This window comes from Streptomyces cinerochromogenes (assembly GCF_014648635.1).
Classification (GTDB): Bacteria; Actinomycetota; Actinomycetes; order Streptomycetales; family Streptomycetaceae; genus Streptomyces; species Streptomyces cinerochromogenes.
In genome coordinates this window covers 1-18,672 of record NZ_BMRM01000024.1, presented here as the reverse complement: position 1 = coordinate 18,672, position 18,672 = coordinate 1, and the positions used below count along the sequence as shown (strand labels likewise).

The window sequence follows — 18,672 nt, the reverse complement described above, 5'->3', positions numbered from 1 at the left end:
AGCTCCGCCGACCGGCCGGTGAAGCCGAGGGGGCGGGGCGGCAGGGTGGCGGTCGCGCGCGGGACCGGGCCGTGGGTCGTGCCCTTACCGGTCTCCGACCTGCTTGCCGATGACCGTTCCGTAGAAGGTCCCGCCCCGGAAGTCGATGTGGTCGCCGTCCCCGTGGCGTGCTTGGGGTCCCTCCTCGGCGTCGCCGGACCCCGAGCGGCGGGGCTGGTGCTTGCGCAGCATCGCCACCGCCACGGTCGCCGCGTGCGCGGCCGCCCGCTGCTGCGAGCCGCCGGCGTCGGCCCGGCGCTTGTTGCGGTCGGCGCGGTCGCTGACGCCCCGTACGACGAGGGTGTCCACCTGCCCGCTCAGGTGCGCCGCCTGGGCCGCTCCGGAGCCCTCCATCTCGATGGCGCCCGCGTCGTTGTAGTGCTTCTCGATGTGCCGGGCGATGTCCGATCGGGAGTCGGCCAGCACCACGTCACCGGTCGCGATCGGCGCGAAGTGCACGCGGACCTCCGGCAGGTCCCGCGCCGCGGAACGCGCCGCCTGCTCCAGTGCGTGCGAGCCGGGCAGGGCCCTCGGGCGGACCTTGAAACCGTCGTGGGCCTGCTTGCCGCTGTGGATCTCGTAGACCTGGGTGCCCACCACGACGTCGCCTATCTCGATGTCGTCCTTCAGGCTCCCCGCCACCCCGACGAAGAGGATGGCCTCGGGGCGCAGCCACTCGATGAGCTGGGTCGTGAGCGCGGCGGCCCGATCCGCCCCCACACCCAGCTCGCTGATCGCCAGCTGCCAGGCACTGTCCGGCAGCCGGCCGACCTCGACGCGGGTCCCTTTGTCGTGGACGCGTTCCTGCCGCTCCGGGACGTACGCCCGCACAGCGGCGTATTCCAGCGGGAGCGCGGTCAGGACCAGAACGGTGGGTTGAGTCTCCGGCACACTCATAAGGTACTGCTGGGGGAAGGGGTTCGCGTGCCGGAACGAGACGTCACCGTGGGGCAGTTGCTGCTCACCGAGTACCAGACCGTCAAGGACGAGCAGAAGACACGGATCGGGTTCCGGGACAACCTGCTCTACGTCACCCTGACCGTCGTGGCCGCCGTCATCGCCGCCGCGGCGCAGGCCAAGCAGACGGCGATGCTGCTCGCGCTGCCGCCGGTGTGCGTCGTGCTCGGCTGGACGTACCTGGTCAACGACCAGAAGATCTCCGCGATCGGGGCCTACGTCCGGGGTGAGTTGGGGCCCCGGCTCGCCGCGCTGGCCCAGGCCGAGGGGGGCGAGGTCTTCCGCTGGGAGACCGCGCACCGGGGGGACGCCCGGCGCGTCTCCCGGAAGGTCGTGCAGTGCGTGGTGGATCTGCTCGCCTTCTGCGTCGTGCCGTTGAGCGCGCTCGTCGTGTACTGGGTGGGGGGCGACCTCTCGGCCGGGCTGGCGGTCGTGTCCGTGCTGGAGGCGGTCGCGGTCGTGGGGCTGGGGGTGTGCGTCGTGCAGTACGCCGTGCCGTTCGGGGTGGGGGGAGGGGCCGGGTGAGCGATCATGTCGAGTTCCGGGGCGGGGAGTTCAAAGGGCAGGTCATCGGCAAGGCCGAGTTCAAGCAGCAGGCGCCGGCCCCTACCGCCCTGGACGCGCTGCCGCCGAGGGCCGCCGGGTTCACCGGGCGGGACGAGGAGTTGGGGCGTCTGCGCACCGCGCTGGACCCGGCCGGCCCCGGCACCGAACGGGCCGTCCTCGTCACCGCCGTGTCCGGCCTTGGCGGCATCGGCAAGACGGCCCTCGCGGTGCAGGCGGCGTACGCGGCGCGGGAGGCGGGCTGGTTTCCGGGAGGCGTGCTCTTCGTGGACCTGCACGGGTACGACGACGCACCCGTTACCGCCGACCAGGCCCTGCAGTCGCTGCTGCGGGCACTCGGTGTTGAGCCGAACCACATCCCGGTGACGGCGGACGAGCGGGCCGCACTGTACCGGTCGGTGCTGGCTGAGCGGGAGGCGGTGCTGATCGTCGCCGACAACGCGTCCTCACCGGAGCAGGTACGGCCTCTGCTACCCGGTGGCGGGCTGCACAGGGTGCTTGTGACGTCGCGGGACCGGTTGGCTCAACTCGGGGCTCGGCTCGTGCCGTTGGACCTGTTGACGCCCCGGGCGGCGTACGACCTCCTTGATTGCGCGCTGCGAATCGCCGACCCGGCGGACAGCCGGGTGGTGGCGGAGCCGGAGGCGGTGGCACAGCTGGCCGGGTTGTGCGGGCACCTTCCGCTGGCACTCCAGATCGCGGCGGCGCTCCTCGCGGAGGATCCCGGCAGATCGGTGGCGGAACTCGCCGACGAGCTGGCCACCTCGTACGACCGGCTCGACGCCCTGGACGATGGCGAGCGCAGTGTGCGCGCAGCATTCGACCTGTCGTACCGGCGACTTCCCGCGGACGAGGCACGGTTGCTGCGTCTGCTCGCCCTCGCACCGGGACCCGACGTGAGTGAGGAGGTGGCGGCCGTATTGGCCGGGGCGGACGCCCCTCCCCTGCGGCAACTGAAGGCGCTGGCCCGCGCTCACCTTCTCCAGCGGGTACGCGGGCGATGGCGCCTGCACGACCTCGTGCGGGCGTTCTGCGCGGGGGTGACGGCACGTACGGCCGAGCTGTGCGAGGAGGGTGATGCCGCGCGGGAGCGGGTTCTGGCTTGCTACTGCCGGTGGGCGTACGCGGCCGACGACCGCTTGCGGTGGTTGCCGGGGCAAGCGCAGCCCGAAGGCTTCGGCGATCATGCCCAGGCGCTCGCGTGGCTGAACACGGAGCGGGCGTCGCTGGTGGAGGCCGTGCTGTGGGGGCGGGAGGAGCGCTACGCGGCCAGGGCGGTGATTCTGGCGCAGTGTCTGGCGATATACCTCGAGTGGGGGCGGCACTTCGACGACTGGTTCATCGTCAGCCGCACCGCTCAGGAGGCAGCCCGCCGCATCGGGAATCGCCTGGGCGAGGGTCTGGCGTGGACCAGCCTCGGGTGCGCCCTGCGTTACATGGGGCGTTTGCACGAGGCGGTCGACGCGCACCTGCACGCCCGTGACATCTTTCAAGCCGTCGGGGACCGTGAGCACGAGTGCGCCCTGTTGAACAACCTGGGTCTCGCGCTGCGTGACGTCGGCCGAGTGGAAGAGGCGGTCGAGGCGCACAAGCGTGACCGTGACCTGTGCCGCGCTGACGGCGACCAGCACGGCGAGGCCATCGCCTGGACAAGTCTCGGCCGCGCCCTGGAAGCCGCGGGTCGCAGTGCGGAAGCGATCGACGCGCTCATGCGGGCCCGGGAGCTGTTCCGGACCCTCGGGGACCGCCGCTCCGAAGCCGTGACATGGTTCAACCTGGCCGACACCCTGCGGGAGACGGCCCGGGCACCGGAGGCGATCGAGGCGTTCCGCAAGGCTCTGTCGCTCTACCGGGAGAGCAAGGATTGGTACTGGGCCGCCAGGACCCACGCACGCCTGGCCGACATGTACGTGGAAGCCGGCCAGCTCTCCAGCGCCGGCTCCCATTGCCTTCGAGCCGCCGACGCCTACACCCGTGCCAACGCCCCCCAGGAGGCCACCGAAGCCCGTGTCGCCGCAGCCGCCCTCACCCCCCTTGAGAAACCCACCGATATACCAGCTCAGGCCTTCCGACCTGCCCGTACAACGGACTCCGCCCAGCCCTCCCCGCATCCACCAGATGCTCCAGGTACCGCCGTGCGGTGATCCGCGAGATCCCCACCGCCTCGGCCACCCCGGCCGCCGTGAGCCCCTCCGATGCGGCCTCCCGCAACGCGGCCGTCACCCGTTCCAGCGTCGGCCCGCTGAGCCCCTTCGGCAGGGCGGCCGGCGAGGGTGCCCGCAACACCGCCAGCGCCCGGTCCACCTCGTCCTGCCCGCTCGCCTCGCCCACCGCCGCGTGGAACTCGGCGTACCGCACCAGCCGGTCCCTCAGCGTCGCGAAGGTGAAGGGTTTGAGGACGTACTGGACCACCCCCAGCGAGACCCCCTCCCGCACCACCGCCAGGTCCCGCGCCGACGTCACCGCTATCACGTCGGCGTGGTAACCGGCGGCCCGTAGCGACCGGGCCAGTTGCAGTCCGTGCACGTCCGGCAGGTGGAGGTCCAGCAGCAGGAGATCCACCGCCGTGCGGTCCAGGATCCGCCGCGCCTCCGCGCCCGTGTGCGCCTTTCCGACCGCGACGAACCCCGGGACCCGGCCGACGTACATCACGTGCGCGTCGGCGGCCACCGGGTCGTCCTCGACCACCAGCACACGAATGGGCTGCCCGCTCGTCATCCGCCGCCACCCGCCGACGCGCGCAACGGCAACCGCACCTCGAACACCGCTCCGCCCTCGCCGTCCTCACCGGACTCCGTCACCGTCAACGTGCCCTCGTGGCGGGTCACCGCCTGCCGGACCAGGGCCAGCCCGAGTCCCCGCCCGCCGGGGCCGGCGGGCTTGGTGGAGAACCCCCGCTGGAATACCAGGTCGGCATGGGCCGGGTCGACCCCCGGCCCGGTGTCCGAGACCCGCAGCACCACTTCGGCGGGCGTAGCGTACGCCGTCACGGTCACCCGTGCGCGGGTGCTGCCCTGTGCCGCGTCGACCGCGTTGTCGATCAGGTTGCCGAGGATCGTCACGAGGTCGCGGGCGGACAGGTCGTACGGCAGTACGCCGTCGTCCAGGCGGCTGTCCGGCGAGACCACCAGCTCCACGCCCCGCTCGTTCGCCTGGGCGGTCTTGCCGAGCAGCAGCGCGGCCAGCACCGGCTCGCTCACCGCCGCCACCACCTGGTCGGTGAGGGCCTGCGCCAGCTCCAGCTCGGCCGTGGCGAACTCCACCGCCTCCTCGGCCCGGCCCAGCTCGATCAGGGAGACCACCGTGTGGAGGCGGTTCGCGGCCTCGTGCGCCTGGGAGCGCAGCGCCTGGGTGAAGCCCCGCTCCGAGTCCAGCTCGCCCATCAGGGACTGGAGTTCGGTGACGTCCCGGAGCGTCACGACCGTCCCCCGGTGTTCGCCGCCCGACACCGGGGACGTGTTGACCACCAGCACCCGGGACGCCGTCAGGTGCACCTCGTCCACCCGGGGCTCGGAGGAGAGCAGGGCGCCCGTCAGCGGGGCGGGCAGGCCGAGGTCGGCGACCGAGCGGCCGATCGCCTCCTCCTCCGGGCCGACGCCCAGGAGTTCCCGGCCGCCGTCGTTGATCAGCGCCACCCGGTACTGGCCGTCCAGCATCAGCAGCCCCTCCCGGACCGCGTGCAGCGCCGCCTGGTGGTAGTCGTGCATCCGGCTCAGCTCGGTGGCGTTCATGCCGTGGGTGTGGCGGCGCAGCCGGGCGTTGATCACGTACGTGCCGATGGCGCCCAGCAGCAGGGCCACGGCGGCCACCCCGAGCAGGGCGGTGAGCTGGTCCTGGGCCCGGGCGCTGATCGTCTCGACCTTGATGCCGGCGCTGACCAGGCCGACGATCCGGCCGTGGTCGGTGACGGGGGTCACCGCGCGGACGGACGGGCCGAGCGTGCCGGTGTAGGTCTCGGTGAAGGTGCGGCCGTGCAGGGCGGGGCCGATGTTGCCGAGGAAGCGCTTGCCGATCTGCTTCCGGTCGGGGTGGGTCCAGCGGATGCCGGACGGGTTCATGATCGTGACGAAGTCGACGTTGGCGTCCCGTACGACCTGGAGGGCGTACGGCTCCAGCCGGGCCGTGGGGTCGGGGGTGCGGATGGCCGCGCGGACCGAGGGGGAGTCGGCGATGGACCGGGCCACCGCCGTGGCCTGCCGGGCGGCGGCCTCCTCGGCCTGCCGCTGGTCGCTGACGTAGGTGAAGAGCGCGTACCCGGCGACGACCACCGCGATGAGCACGGCCTGCATGGCGAACAGCTGGCCGGCCAGGCTGCGGGCTCGGGGGAAGGCGGGGACGCGCATGTCAGCAGTGTGCCTCTCCGGTTAAGTGTGAACTAAATGAACGGAAGGGTGACCGCCCTCACAGGGCGGGAGATAGTCACGGCATTCCCCGAACATCGCCCGGACGTGAGCCGCACGCCGGTTGTTCGCCGACGAAGACGTCAAGGAGGGCAGTCGTGGCCGCCAGCACTGCCGATACGGCACCTGCCGCGCCCCGCGTGAAGCGGGACCGGACCCATTACCTGTACATCGCCGTCATCGTGGCGGTCGCGCTCGGTATCGCCGTGGGGCTCATCTGGCCCGACGCGGCGGTGGAGCTGAAGCCGCTGGGCACCGGATTCGTGAACCTGATCAAGATGATGATCTCGCCGATCATCTTCTGCACGATCGTGCTCGGTATCGGTTCCGTACGGAAGGCCGCCAAGGTCGGCGCCGTCGGCGGAATCGCCCTCGGCTACTTCCTGGTGATGTCGCTCGTCGCGCTCGCCATCGGCCTCGTCGTCGGAAACGTGCTGCACCCCGGTGACGGGCTGCACATCACCGACGCCATCAAGGCCACCGGGCACGGCCAGGTGTCCGCCGACGCGCTGCCGCCCGTCGACTTCGTGCTGTCGATCATCCCCACCACGTTCGTCTCCGCCTTCACCGAGGGCCAGGTCCTCCAGACCCTGCTGGTGGCCCTGCTCGCCGGGTTCGCGCTCCAGGCCATGGGCTCGGCCGGACAGCCGGTGCTGCGCGGCATCGAGCACATCCAGCGGCTCGTCTTCCGCATCCTGTCCATGGTGATGTGGGCCGCGCCGGTCGGTGCCTTCGGCGCCATCGCGGCGGTCGTCGGGTCGGCCGGCATCGACGCGCTCAAGAGCCTCGCCGTGCTGATGCTCGGCTTCTACGTCACCTGCTTCCTGTTCGTCTTCGTCGTCCTCGGCGCGCTGCTGCGGATCGTCGCGGGTCTGAACGTCTTCTCCCTGTTCAAGTACCTCGCGAGGGAGTTCCTGCTGATCCTGTCGACCTCGTCGTCGGAGTCCGCGCTGCCCCGCCTGATCGCGAAGATGGAGCACCTGGGCGTCAGCCGGCCGGTCGTCGGCATCACCGTGCCGACCGGCTACTCCTTCAACCTCGACGGCACGATGATCTACATGACCATGGCGTCGCTGTACATCGCGGACGCGTTGGGCACGCCGATGTCGATCGGCGAGCAGATCCCGCTGCTGCTCTTCCTGCTGCTGGCGTCCAAGGGCGCGGCCGGCGTCAGCGGCGCGGGGCTCGCCACCCTGGCCGGCGGCCTCCAGTCGCACAAGCCGGCGCTGGTCGACGGTGTCGGTCTGATCGTCGGCATCGACCGGTTCATGAGCGAGGCCCGGGCGCTGACGAACTTCGCGGGCAACGCGGTGGCGACGGTGCTCGTGGGCACGTGGACCAAGGAGATCGACACGGTCCGGGTGCGCAGGGTGCTGGCCGGGGAGCTGCCGTTCGACGAGACCACGCTGGTGGACGAGGGCCACGACGCCGCTCCCGAAGCTCCCGAGCCCCGGGAGAAGGAGCTGGCCAAGGCCTAGGCGCCTGCCGGGTCCGGCCGCCGCGCGGCCGACGGTCCTCTGCGGCCCGTCGCGCGGCCGTCGGCCCGGTGCGGCCCGTCGCGCGGTCCCCTCGCTCCTGGACGCGGCGCTTCGCGCCCGTCCCCCTCGCTCCGGACGTCCGGCCCCGCCTGAACCCGGGCCGGGCGTCCGGTACCGCCGCCGGGCGGCTGAGGTTCCCCCGTACCCCAGCCGCCCGGCTTCCCCCGTTTTCCCGGCCTGCGCCCACCCCCCTTTTTCCGGCCTTCTACGACACCTCGGCCACCAGCGCGGTGGCCCGCGAGGCGGGTACGCCCGCCGCGGTCAGTACGACGACCGTGGCGGAGCGGCCCGCCTCTTCCGCTGCCAGGAGGCCGTCGTTCACCGCCTCCGTCACGGCGAACAGCATCTGCTCGACCACGTACGCGAGGGCCGGCGCGGGCAGCGGGGAGACGAAGGCGCCCTCGTCCAGTCCCCGCTGGAGGAGGCGGACCTTGTCGTCGCGCACGGGGGCGAGGCGGTCGCGGATGCCCTGCACGGTGACGGTGCGCTGGGCCAGCGCGATCAGCAGCCGGTAGCGGTCGGCGACCGGCCACAGCGCGAGCACCGAGCGGGCCAGCGCCTCCGCCGGGTCGGTCACTCCGGCGCGGGCCCGCGCATCCGCGTCCGCCAGCGCCTCCACGGCCCCGTCGACCAGGGTGCTGATCAGCGCCTCCCGGCTGGGGAAGTGGCCGTACACCGTCCGTCGTACGACGCCGGCGGCACGCGCGATCTGGTCCATGGAGGCGTCGGGATCGCGCAGCAGTTCGGCGAGGGCGACGTCGAGGATGCGGCGCCGGTTGGCGTCGGCGCGGCTGCTGTTACCCGTGGTCATGGCGGTCATTCTGCCTTCCTGAGGTCTCCTCCACGCCCTCCCGGGCGGCCCCCGGTCGACTTGCACAGCGATGTGCAACACCCGTACATTGCACACTGTTGTGCAATTGCACGGTGCTGTGCAAGTCCCGTCGCGTACCGAGGAAGGCGACCCCTGCCATGCGACTCGTCATGACCGAACCGGCCGAGAGGACGGACCGGCCCTACCCCCGGCGCTGGTGGGCGCTGCTGGTGCTCTGCCTGAGTCTGCTGATCATCGTGATGGCGAACACCGCCCTCACGGTCGCGGCACCCGACATGACCCGGGACCTCGGGCTCTCCAGCGCCGACCTCCAGTGGGTGATCGACGGCTACACCGTCCCCTACGCGGCGCTGATGCTGCTGCTCGGCGCGATCGGCGACAAGTACAGCCGGCGCGGGGCGCTCGTCCTCGGCCTGGTGGTGTTCGGCGGCGGAGCCGTCTTCGGCTACCTCGCCGACAGCTCCACCACCGTCATCGCGGCCCGCGCCGTGATGGGCGTCGGCGCGGCCCTGATCATGCCGGCCACGCTGTCGCTGCTCGCCGCGACCTTCCCGCGCGCCGAGCGGGCCAAGGCGATCACGCTGTGGACCGCCACCGCCGGGCTCGCCATCGCCGCCGGACCGGTGGTCGCCGGCGCCCTGCTGCGCGACCACGGGTGGTCCTCGACCTTCCTGATCAACGTGCCCGTCGCGGCCGTCGCCATCATCGGCGCCTTCGTCCTGGTCCCGCCGTCCAAGGCCGGCCACCACGACCGCATCGACTACGTCGGCGGAGTGCTGTCGGTGATCTGGACCGGCGCGCTCGTCTACATGATCATCGAGGGCCCGCACTTCGGGTGGGGGGCCAAGGCGGTGACGGCAGCCGTGATCGCCGGGGTGGGCCTGGTCGCCTTCGTCGGCTGGGAGCTGCGCCATCCGCGTCCGATCCTGGACGTGCGCCGCTTCACCGGCCGCCGGTTCGCCGGCTCCAACCTCGCCGTCGCCCTGTTCTTCCTCGCCGTCTTCGGCGCCTTCTACTACCTCACCCAGCACCTGCAGTTCGTCCTCGGCTACGACGCCCTGGAGACCGGTGTGCGCATGCTGCCGCTCGCCGGCGCCGTCTTCGTCGGCTCGGCGCTGACCGGCTGGCTCACCCCGCGGGTCGGCATGAAGTGGACCGTCAGCGCGGGCATGGTCGGCGGTACGGTCGCCCTCGCCCTGCTCACCCGGGTGGACGCGGGCTCCACGTACGGCGACTTCGTGGCACCCCTGGTCATACTGGGCCTCGCCATCGGCCTCGCCCTCTCGCCCTGCACCGACGCGATCATGGGCGCGTTCCCGGAGTCCGAGCTCGGCGTCGGCGGCGCCGTCAACGACACCTCGCTGGAGCTGGGCGGCTCGCTCGGCATCGCCATCCTCGGCTCGCTGCTCGCCACCTCCTACGGCGACCACCTGTCCGACGCCACCGCCGGCAGCAAGCTCCCGGCGAGCGCCCTGGACACCGCGCAGGACTCGGTCGGCGCGGGGTACGCCGTCGCGCACGGCATCGGTGAGAAGGCGCAGCAGGCCGCCGCGCAGGCCCAGCGGGCGGGGGACCCGCAGCAGGCCGCGCAGCTCAAGCAGCAGGCGACCGAACTGGCCGCCGGCGCCCGCCAGATGGCCGACGCGGTGGGCTCCGCCTTCTCCGACGCGGTCGCCCACACCAGCCTGGTCGGCGCGGTGATCCTCGGCATCGGCACGGTCCTGGTGGCCTTCCTGCTGCCGCGCCGCGAGGCCCAGGCGCCGGAGCCGGTGCAGACGCAGGAGCGGGAACCGGCGGACAGCACCGCCGGCTGACGCCTCCCGCCCCTCCCGCACGGGCCGCGGCCCGCCCGGTCCACGAGCCCGGGCGGCCCGCGGCCCGCCGCGCCGCGTACGGCCCGGGTGCCCGGCGCGGCGGCGCCGCAGTAACGTGCCGTACCGATCAACCGGAACGGCATGTTCGAGTCCGGCGTCAGTACAGGTATGTCAGTGCGTACACGGAGGCACGGGGGATGAAGATCGACTGGGACCGGCGGACCTGCGCGCGCAAGGGTCATGTGACCTACGCGCCCGACGATCCCCGGCTGCGCATCAGGCTGCACGCGCGGACCGCGCTCGGGGACGTCTGGCGGTGCCTGCGCTGCGGTGACTTCGTGCTCGGCGAGCCGCGCGCCTCGGGACCGGCCGCCGACGCCCCGCTGGTGCCGCGCGGCAAGGTGCTCCGGGACCTGTTCGTCCTGCGCTTCCTCGCCGTCGAGCGGGCCCTGCGCGGGGTGTTCATCGTGCTGGTCGCGGTCGCGGTGTGGAAGTTCAGCAACAGCCGGGACGCGGTGCGCCGCCTGTTCGAGGAGTACCTCGACGTGTTGCGCCCGGTCTTCCGGCACTTCCACTACGACCTCGACCACTCCCCGGTCGTCGGCTCCCTCCAGAAGGCCTTCGGCTACCAGCGCTCCACGCTGCTGCTGGTGGCCGGCCTGCTGCTGGCCTACGCGCTGATCGAGATCGTCGAGGCGGTCGGCCTCTGGTACGCCAAGCGCTGGGCGGAGTACCTGACGGTCGTCGCCACGGCCGCCTTCCTCCCGCTGGAGATCTACGAACTCACCGAGCACGTCAGCTGGCTGAAGATCGCCACCCTGGTGCTGAACATCCTCGCGGTCCTCTACATCGCCCTCACCAAGCGCCTGTTCGGCCTGCGCGGCGGCCGCCGGAAGTTCGAGGAGGAACGGCACAGCGCCTCCCTGATGGAGGTCGAGGAGTCGGCGGGGCTGGTGGACGCGTAGCGGCGCCGCGGCCTTGCCTTGACGTCGACGTCAAGCCGTACCGTCGTCTACATGCGAATCGGCGAGCTGGCCGCGCGGGCCGGGACCACGACACGCACCCTGCGGTACTACGAGTCGCGGGGGCTGCTGCCGGCCCGGCGGGACGGCAACGGACACCGTACGTACGACGAGAGCGACCTCCGGCTGCTGCGGCAGATCCGCACGCTGCAGGACTTCGGGTTCGACCTGGAGGAGACCCGGCCGTTCGTGGAGTGTCTGCGGGCCGGGCACCCGGAGGGCGACTCCTGTCCGGCCGCGCTCGTGGTCTACCGGCGCAAGCTGGCCGAGCTGGACGCGCTCATCGGGCAGCTGACGTCGGTGCGCGAGACGGTCGCGGGGCAGTTGGCGCGGGCCGAGCGCGCGCGGGACGAACTGGCCGTCGAGGCGCTGGTTCCGGGAGGTCCGGAGCCGTTGTGCGAACTGGGAGGGCAGGAACGGTGACGAAGGCGGCGGGTGTACCCGAGGTGGGGGACGCGGACTTCGACAAGGAGGTACTGGCGTCGGAACTGCCGGTACTGGTGGAGTTCACGGCGGACTGGTGCCCGCCGTGCCGGCAGATGGCGCCGGTGCTCAGCGCCCTCGCCGCGGAGGAGGGCGAGCGGCTGAAGGTCGTCCAGCTGGACGTGGACCACAACCCGGAGACCACGAACGCGTACAAGGTGCTGTCGATGCCGACGTTCATGGTCTTCCAGGGCGGTGAGCCCGTGAAGTCGATGGTGGGTGCGCGGCCCAAGCGGCGCCTGCTGGAGGAGCTGGCCGACGTGCTGTAAAGCGGCCCCGCTCGCAAAGAATCCCCCGGGCAATTGCGTCCGGGGGATTCCTGTGCGTATATTCAATGATTCGTGACTTCATTTCGGCGAGTCGCACATGAGGCCACGAATGACGTTTACTGGGCACAGTATATCCGGGCGGGAGCGGAATTGTCAAACACCGAATTTCCAGACGATGAAATCCGGCACGAACAGGAATTCATCGACGGACTGTACGCGCGCGCGGACGTGCTGCGCGGCGAGGCCGAGACCTCCGTCGCGGACGCGCTCGCCCAGGGCGACAAGCCGATGCAGGCCCGGCTGGAGCGGGACATCCTGGTCGCCGAGCGCTCGGGGCTGCTCGCCGCGCTGAACGCCGTGGACGGCTCGCTCTGCTTCGGCCGGATCGACCTCGCCGACGGCACGAAGCACCACATCGGCCGGATCGGGCTGCGCGAGGACGACACCGAGCGCACCCCGGTCCTCATCGACTGGCGGGCCGACGTCGCCCGCCCCTTCTACCTGGCCACCGGCCACACCCCGATGGGCCTGCGCCGCCGCCGGCACATCGCCACCGAGGGCCGTACCGTCACCTCCCTGCACGACGAGATCCTCGACCTCGGCGACGCCACCCGCACCGGGCACGAGGACCCGAGCGGCGACGCCGTGCTGCTCGCCGCGCTGAACTCGGCCCGCACCGGCCGGATGAGCGACATCGTGCAGACCATCCAGGCCGACCAGGACCGCATCATCCGGGCACCGCACCGGGGCGTGCTGGTCGTCGAGGGCGGACCCGGCACCGGCAAGACGGCGGTCGCCCTGCACCGCGCGGCCTACCTGCTGTACGAGCACCGGGAGCTGCTGGCCCGCCGCGCGGTCCTCATCGTCGGCCCCAACCCGGCCTTCCTCGGCTACATCGGCGAGGTGCTGCCCTCCCTCGGCGAGACCGGCGTCCTGCTGGCCACCGTCGGCGAGCTGTTCCCCGGCGTGAAGGCCACCGCCGCCGACAGCCCCGCGGCCGCCGCCGTCAAGGGCCGCGCCGGCATGGCCGACGTGCTCGCCGCCGTCGTCCGCGACCGGCAGGCGCTGCCCGACCCGGTCCTCGCGATCGAGCACGACCGCGAGGTGCTCATGCTGGACGAGGGCCTGGTCGGCGTGGCCCGGACACGCACCCGCGCCGCCAAGCTGCCGCACAACGTCGCCCGCGAGCACTTCGAGGGATACATCCTCAACACGCTCACCGAGCTGTACGCCGAGCGCGTCGGCACCGACCCCTACGACGGCAGCAGCCTGCTCGACGCCTCGGACATCACCCAGATCCGCGACGAACTCGCCGAGAACCCGGAGGTCTGGGACGCCATCGACCAGCTGTGGCCCCGGATCACCCCGCAGCGGCTGGTCGCCGACTTCCTCGCCGAGCCGGACGGCTACCTGCCGCAGGAGGACGCCGACGCGATCCGCCGCCCGGTGACCCGCGCCTGGACCGTCGCCGACGTGCCCCTGCTGGACGAGGCGGCCGAACTCCTCGGCGAGGACGACCGGCCGGCCAGGGCCCGCGCCGAACGCGAACGCGAGACCCAGGTCGCCTACGCGCAGGGCGTGCTGGACGTCTCCTACGCCTCCCGGACCTACGAGTTCGAGGACAAGGAGGCCGACGACCCGGACGCTTCCGAGGTCCTGTCCGCGCACGACATCATCGACGCCGAGCGGTTCGCCGAGCGGCAGGAGGAGGCCGACCACCGCAGCGCCGCCGAGCGGGCCGCCGCCGACCGCACCTGGGCGTTCGGGCACATCATCGTGGACGAGGCGCAGGAGCTGTCGCCGATGGCCTGGCGGCTGCTGATGCGGCGCTGCCCGACCCGCTCGATGACCCTGGTCGGCGACCCCGCCCAGACGGCGGAGGCGGCCGGCGTCGGCTCCTGGGCGGACATCCTCGCCCCCTATGTCGAGGACCGCTGGGAGCACACCCGCCTCGGCGTCAACTACCGCACCCCCGCCGAGATCATGGACCTCGCGGCGGCCGTGGTCCGCGCCGGCGACCCCGGCTTCCGGCCGCCCAGCTCGGTCCGTTCGACGGGGGTACGGCCCTGGGTGCGCCGGGTCCTGGACGACCTGCCCGGCGCGGTCGCCAAGGCGGTCGCCGAACTCACCCCGGCGGAGGGCAGGCTCGCGGTGATCGCCCCGCGCGCCCTGCACCGCTCCCTGGCCGCCCACCTGGACGGCGTCACGGCCGGCGGCGAACCCGACCTGACCCGTACGGTCGTCCTGCTCGACCCGCGCCAGTCCAAGGGCCTCGAATTCGACTCCGTCCTGGTGGTCGAACCGGGCGCCTACGGCACGAGCGACCTGTACGTGGCCCTCACCCGGGCGACACAGCAGCTCGGCGTGGTGCACACGGGGGAGCTGCCGCCGGGTCTGGCCGACACGGAGTGAGGGCCGGGGCCCGAGGGCAGCCGCTCGCAGACCCCACCACGACGAACCGCCGCGTGTCCTCCCCCTCCGCCCCGCCGGGCGCCCGGGCCCGGGTGTACGCCGGGGCGGAAGGCGAAGGACAGGTCAGGCCGGGCGCAGCCACACCGTCGCCAGTGGGGGCAGGGTCAGCCGGATGCTCGCCGGGCGGCCGTGCCACGGGTGCGGCTCGGGCTTGACGACGTCCGGGTGGGTGGCGCCGCTGCCGCCGTAGCGGGCCGCGTCGGTGTTCAGGGCCTCCGCCCAGGCCGGGACGTCGTCCGGCACACCCAGCCGGTAGTCGTGGCGGACCACCGGGGACAGGTGGGAGACCGCGAGCAGCGGGGTGCCCTCGGCGTCGTGGCGCAGGAACGCGAAGACGTTGTCCTCCGCCGCGTCCCCGGTGATCCACTCGAAGCCCGCCGGGTCGGTGTCCCGCTGCCACAGCGCCGGAGTCGACCGGTACACCGCGTTCAGGTCCCGGACGAGGTCCCGCACGCCCCGGTGGTCCGCCTCGGCGCCGTACTCCGGGTCGAGCAGCCACCAGTCGGGGCCGCGCGCCTCGGACCACTCGGCGCCCTGGGCGAACTCCTGCCCCATGAAGAGGAGCTGCTTGCCCGGGTGGGCCCACATGAAGCCCAGGTAGGCGCGCAGGCCGGCGCGCTGCTGCCACCAGTCGCCCGGCATCTTCGACACCAGGGACCGCTTGCCGTGCACGACCTCGTCGTGGGAGATCGGCAGGACGTAGTTCTCGCTGTAGGCGTACACCATCGAGAAGGTCATCTCGTGGTGGTGGTACTTGCGGTGCACGGGGTCGTGGCTCATGTACTGCAGCGAGTCGTGCATCCAGCCCATGTTCCACTTCAGCCCGAAGCCCAGCCCGCCGAAACCGCTCGGGCCCCTGTGGTGGGTGGGCCGGGTGACACCGTCCCAGGCCGTGGACTCCTCGGCGACGGTCACCACACCGGGGCAGCGCCGGTACACGGTGGCGTTCATCTCCTGCAGGAAGGCCACCGCGTCGAGGTTCTCCCGGCCGCCGTGCTCGTTCGGCGTCCACTGGCCCGGCTCGCGCGAGTAGTCCAGGTAGAGCATCGAGGCGACCGCGTCCACCCGCAGCCCGTCGATGTGGAACTCCTCGCACCAGTACACCGCGTTGGCGACGAGGAAGTTGCGCACCTCGCGCCGGCCGAAGTCGAACTCCAGCGTGCCCCAGTCGGGGTGGGCGGCCCGCCGCGGGTCGTGGTGCTCGTACAGCGGACGCCCGTCGAACTCGGCGAGCGCCCAGTCGTCGCGCGGGAAGTGCGCCGGCACCCAGTCCATCAGCACCCCGATGCCGGCCTGGTGCAGCCGGTCCACCAGGTACTTGAAGTCGTCGGGGGTGCCGAGACGGGCCGTTGGGGCGTAGAAGCCGGTGACCTGGTAGCCCCAGGAGCCGCCGAAGGGATGCTCGGCGACCGGCATCAGCTCCACGTGGGTGAAGCCCGTCTCGCGGACGTAGGCGGGGAGTTCCTCGGCCAGTTCCCGGTAGGTCAGCCCCGGCCGCCAGGACGGCAGGTGCACCTCGTACACCGAGAAGGGCGCCTCGTGCACCGGGGTCTCCGCCCGGCGCGCCAGCCACTCGGCGTCGCCCCACTCGTGGTGCGAGGCGTGCACGATCGAGGAGGTGGCGGGCGGAACCTCGGTACGGCGGGCCAGCGGGTCGGCGCGCAGGGTGCGCGAGCCGTCCGGCCGGGTGATCTCGAACTTGTACAGCTCGCCCTCGCCGATCCCCGGCACGAACAGCTCCCAGACCCCGGTGCCGCCGAGCGAGCGCATCGGGTACCCGGTGCCGTCCCAGAAGGAGAAGGAGCCCGTGACCCGCACGCCCCGCGCGTTCGGCGCCCACACCGCGAACCGGGTCCCGGCGACCTGCTCGTGGGTGGTGACGTGCGCGCCGAGCGCCCGCCACAGCTGCTCGTGCCGGCCCTCCCCGATCAGGTGCAGGTCCAGCTCGCCGAGGGTGGGCAGGAAGCGGTAGGCGTCCTCGGTCTCGTGCACCGTGCCGTCGTACGTCACCAGCAGCCGGTAGACGGGCACCTCGGTGAGCGGCAGCAGGCCGGAGAAGAAGCCGTCACCGTCGTCGTGCAGCTCCGCCCGCAGCTCGTCCGAGACCACGGTGACCGCCTGGGCGTGGGGGCGGAAGGCACGGAAGGCGACCCCGCCCGGGACCGGGTGCGCGCCCAGCACGGAGTGCGGGTCGTGGTGGGTGCCGTGCAGCAGCCGTTCGCGGTCGCCCGCGTCGACGGCCGCGGACAGGGCGGCCTCCACGGCGGGCGCCGGCGCCTGCGCGGGGACCCTGGTCTTCTTCTGGGCCTTGGGGGTCACGGAAGAACCTCCTGGTCGGGCAGGGAGAGGCGGCGCACCGCGCTCAGCGGCACGGGCAGCCAGTCGGGGCGGTGCCGGGCCTCGTAGACGACCTCGTAGACCGCCTTGTCGGTCTCGAAGGCCCGCAGCAGCACCGGGTCGGTACGCGGATCGCGGCCGGCCACCTCCGCGTACCCGGAGCAGTAGGCGGCCCGGCAGGCGTGCGCCCAGTCCCGGGCGGGCGGGGTCACCGTGTGGGCCGCGTAGTCGAAGGAGCGGAGCATCCCCGCGATGTCCCGCACCGGCGGCTGCGGCATGCGCCGCTCGGCCAGCGGACGGGCCGGCTCGCCCTCGAAGTCGATCAGCGACCAGCCCCCGGACGGCGAGCGCAGGCACTGCCCCAGGTGCAGATCGCCGTGCACCCGCTGCGCGGTCCAGGTGCGGCCCTCGGCGGCGAGCTGGCCCAGCGCCCGGTACGCCGAGCACAGCCCGCTCTCGTACGGCCGCAGAGCCGGCACCGCCTGCACGGCCGCCGCCAGCCGCTCGGTCATGCCGTCCACCAGCAGCTCCAGCTGGGCACGGCCGAGGCTGACCGTGGGCAGCGCCCGGGCGAGCGCGGTGTGCACCTCGGCGGTGGCCCGGCCCAGATCCCGGGCCTCGGCGGCGAAGTCCTCGCTCTTGGCCAGCTCGCGCAGGGCCAGTTCCCAGCCGTCGGCGGCACCGCTCACGAACGGCTGCAGCACGGCCAGGACGTACGACGCCCCGCCCACCTCGGCGTGCAGCCAGGCCGTCGGCGCGGGCACCCGGGGGCAGCCCTCGCGGGCCAGGGCGAGGGGTATCTCCAGGTCGGGGTTGACGCCGGGCACGACCCGGCGCAACAGCTTCAGAATGAACGTATCTCCGTAGACCACCGACGAGTTGGACTGCTCGGCGGTCATCAGCCGGGCCACCAGCCCCGCCCGGATGTCCTGCGCCGGGTCGCGCTCGAAGCGCAGCCCGCCGATGCGGGCCCGGGTGCGCAGGGCCTCCAGCAGCACTTCGGCGGGCCGGGGGTCGTACAGGGCCTCGTACACCGTGCGTCCGGCGAGCGGGCCCTCCGTCACGTGTCCGATCAGCGCGGGCGCCAGCCGGGGTGGCAGCGCCTCGCGCACGCCTATGAGGAGCTGGTAGCAGTCGCCGGGATGCGGCGGCGCGCCCGGCGCGGTGGGCTGGTGGACGCGCAGCAGCAGGTGGTACAGGCCGAGCCGGCCGTCGGGCGGAAGCAGTTCGGTGACGGACACGGGGCTGAACCCGGTGATCGGGCGCCCCTTGCCCGCGAACCAGCGCTGTCGGGGCAGCCAGGCGCGCAGCAGGGGATCGAGCGAGGTGAGGAGTGAACCGGTGGTGCCGGAAGAGGTGACCGTTTCCGCCATGGGCGTCAGTCCTTTCCCCGGGGGTCGTCGGGGTGTTACTGATGCGTGCCCCGGGTGGGGCGGTGAAAACGCCGCACCGCCCCACCGGGCTCGCTATACGGGTTCCCGGCGCAGCCGGAACCAGTAGAAGCCGTGCCCCGCGAGGGTGAGCAGGTACGGCAGTTCGCCGATCGCCGGGAACCGGACCCCGCCGAACAGCTCGACGGGGTGCCGCCCGCCGAACCGGCTCAGGTCCAGCTCCGTCGGCTGGGCGAAGCGGGAGAAGTTGTGGACGCACAGCACGAGGTCGTCCTCGTACTCGCGCAGGAACGCCAGCACCGCCGGGTTCGACGACGGCAGCTCGGTGTAGGACCCCAGTCCGAAGGCAGGATTCTGCTTGCGGATCTCGATCATGCGGCGGGTCCAGTGCAGCAGCGACGAGGGCGAGGACATCGACGCCTCGACGTTCGTCACCTGGTAGCCGTAGACCGGGTCCATGATCGTGGGCAGGAAGAGGCGTCCCGGGTCGCAGGACGAGAAGCCGGCGTTGCGGTCGGGCGTCCACTGCATGGGGGTGCGGACGGCGTCGCGGT

15 protein-coding genes are annotated in these 18,672 nt (G+C 72.5%); 8 read left to right on the top strand and 7 right to left on the bottom strand.

What is annotated here, in order from left to right; all coding sequences use genetic code 11:
• Positions 1 to 84: 84 nt before the first annotated feature.
• Positions 85 to 936, bottom strand: coding sequence for a 5'-methylthioadenosine/S-adenosylhomocysteine nucleosidase (locus IEZ20_RS34465; RefSeq protein WP_189306075.1), 852 nt, complete (start codon positions 934 to 936; stop codon positions 85 to 87).
• A 27-nt stretch (positions 937 to 963) separates the two neighbouring features.
• On the opposite strand from IEZ20_RS34465, the gene IEZ20_RS40145 reads away from it, so the two are divergent.
• Together IEZ20_RS40145 and IEZ20_RS34460 are read left to right on the top strand one after the other, a co-directional pair.
• Positions 964 to 1,521 (top strand): hypothetical protein, encoded by a 558-nt coding sequence (locus IEZ20_RS40145; RefSeq protein ID WP_229896416.1) that lies wholly within the window; start codon positions 964 to 966, stop codon positions 1,519 to 1,521.
• Complete coding sequence (locus tag IEZ20_RS34460) at positions 1,518 to 3,704, top strand: tetratricopeptide repeat protein (RefSeq protein ID WP_229896415.1); 2,187 nt, start codon at positions 1,518 to 1,520, stop codon at positions 3,702 to 3,704. The genes IEZ20_RS40145 and IEZ20_RS34460 overlap by 4 nt, the downstream gene beginning before the upstream one ends.
• Here the strand turns inward: IEZ20_RS34460 and IEZ20_RS34455 are convergent.
• Positions 3,586 to 4,278: a response regulator gene (locus tag IEZ20_RS34455; RefSeq protein ID WP_189306073.1), complete on the bottom strand. Its 693-nt coding sequence runs from the start codon at positions 4,276 to 4,278 to the stop codon at positions 3,586 to 3,588. The two genes, IEZ20_RS34460 and IEZ20_RS34455, sit on opposite strands and share 119 nt — an antisense overlap.
• The gene (locus tag IEZ20_RS34450; RefSeq protein WP_189306071.1) at positions 4,275 to 5,903 is read right to left on the bottom strand and encodes a sensor histidine kinase; all 1,629 of its coding nucleotides are present in this window, start codon (positions 5,901 to 5,903) and stop codon (positions 4,275 to 4,277) included. Before IEZ20_RS34450 ends, IEZ20_RS34455 begins: the two co-directional genes overlap by 4 nt.
• Before the next feature lie 155 nt (positions 5,904 to 6,058).
• Here IEZ20_RS34450 and IEZ20_RS34445 point away from each other — a divergent pair, with 155 nt between their 5' ends.
• A complete protein-coding gene (locus IEZ20_RS34445) occupies positions 6,059 to 7,438 on the top strand; it encodes a cation:dicarboxylate symporter family transporter (RefSeq protein ID WP_189306069.1) in 1,380 nt (459 codons plus the stop codon).
• A 265-nt stretch (positions 7,439 to 7,703) separates the two neighbouring features.
• Here the strand turns inward: IEZ20_RS34445 and IEZ20_RS34440 are convergent, their stop codons facing one another.
• Positions 7,704 to 8,318, bottom strand: coding sequence for a TetR/AcrR family transcriptional regulator (locus IEZ20_RS34440; protein WP_189306068.1), 615 nt, complete (start codon positions 8,316 to 8,318; stop codon positions 7,704 to 7,706).
• A gap of 149 nt (positions 8,319 to 8,467) precedes the next feature.
• On the opposite strand from IEZ20_RS34440, the gene IEZ20_RS34435 reads away from it, so the two are divergent.
• The 5 genes from IEZ20_RS34435 (at position 8,468) to IEZ20_RS34415 (ending at position 14,330) form a co-directional block, all read left to right on the top strand.
• A complete protein-coding gene (locus IEZ20_RS34435) occupies positions 8,468 to 10,144 on the top strand; it encodes an MFS transporter (protein WP_189306066.1) in 1,677 nt (558 codons plus the stop codon).
• Between the two features lie 197 nt (positions 10,145 to 10,341).
• Positions 10,342 to 11,109, top strand: coding sequence for a DUF2127 domain-containing protein (locus IEZ20_RS34430; protein WP_189306064.1), 768 nt, complete (start codon positions 10,342 to 10,344; stop codon positions 11,107 to 11,109).
• A gap of 51 nt (positions 11,110 to 11,160) precedes the next feature.
• Positions 11,161 to 11,589 carry a MerR family transcriptional regulator gene (locus tag IEZ20_RS34425; RefSeq protein WP_189306062.1) on the top strand — a complete coding sequence of 143 codons (429 nt, stop codon included), beginning with the start codon at positions 11,161 to 11,163 and terminating at the stop codon, positions 11,587 to 11,589.
• Positions 11,586 to 11,918 carry a thioredoxin gene (gene trxA / locus IEZ20_RS34420; protein ID WP_189306060.1) on the top strand — a complete coding sequence of 111 codons (333 nt, stop codon included), beginning with the start codon at positions 11,586 to 11,588 and terminating at the stop codon, positions 11,916 to 11,918. Before IEZ20_RS34425 ends, trxA begins: the two co-directional genes overlap by 4 nt.
• 132 nt (positions 11,919 to 12,050) lie before the next feature.
• Positions 12,051 to 14,330: a HelD family protein gene (locus IEZ20_RS34415; RefSeq protein ID WP_189306251.1), complete on the top strand. Its 2,280-nt coding sequence runs from the start codon at positions 12,051 to 12,053 to the stop codon at positions 14,328 to 14,330.
• 123 nt (positions 14,331 to 14,453) lie between these two features.
• Here IEZ20_RS34415 and glgB read toward each other — a convergent pair whose 3' ends face one another.
• The 3 genes from glgB to IEZ20_RS34400 form a co-directional block, all read right to left on the bottom strand.
• Positions 14,454 to 16,709 (bottom strand): 1,4-alpha-glucan branching enzyme, encoded by a 2,256-nt coding sequence (glgB, locus tag IEZ20_RS34410; RefSeq protein ID WP_229896414.1) that lies wholly within the window; start codon positions 16,707 to 16,709, stop codon positions 14,454 to 14,456.
• The gene (locus IEZ20_RS34405; RefSeq protein WP_189306058.1) at positions 16,706 to 18,100 is read right to left on the bottom strand and encodes a maltokinase N-terminal cap-like domain-containing protein; all 1,395 of its coding nucleotides are present in this window, start codon (positions 18,098 to 18,100) and stop codon (positions 16,706 to 16,708) included. The genes glgB and IEZ20_RS34405 overlap by 4 nt, the downstream gene beginning before the upstream one ends.
• Before the next feature lie 93 nt (positions 18,101 to 18,193).
• The coding region (locus tag IEZ20_RS34400) for an alpha-glucosidase C-terminal domain-containing protein (protein ID WP_189306056.1) at positions 18,194 to 18,672 on the bottom strand (479 nt) is incomplete at its 5' end.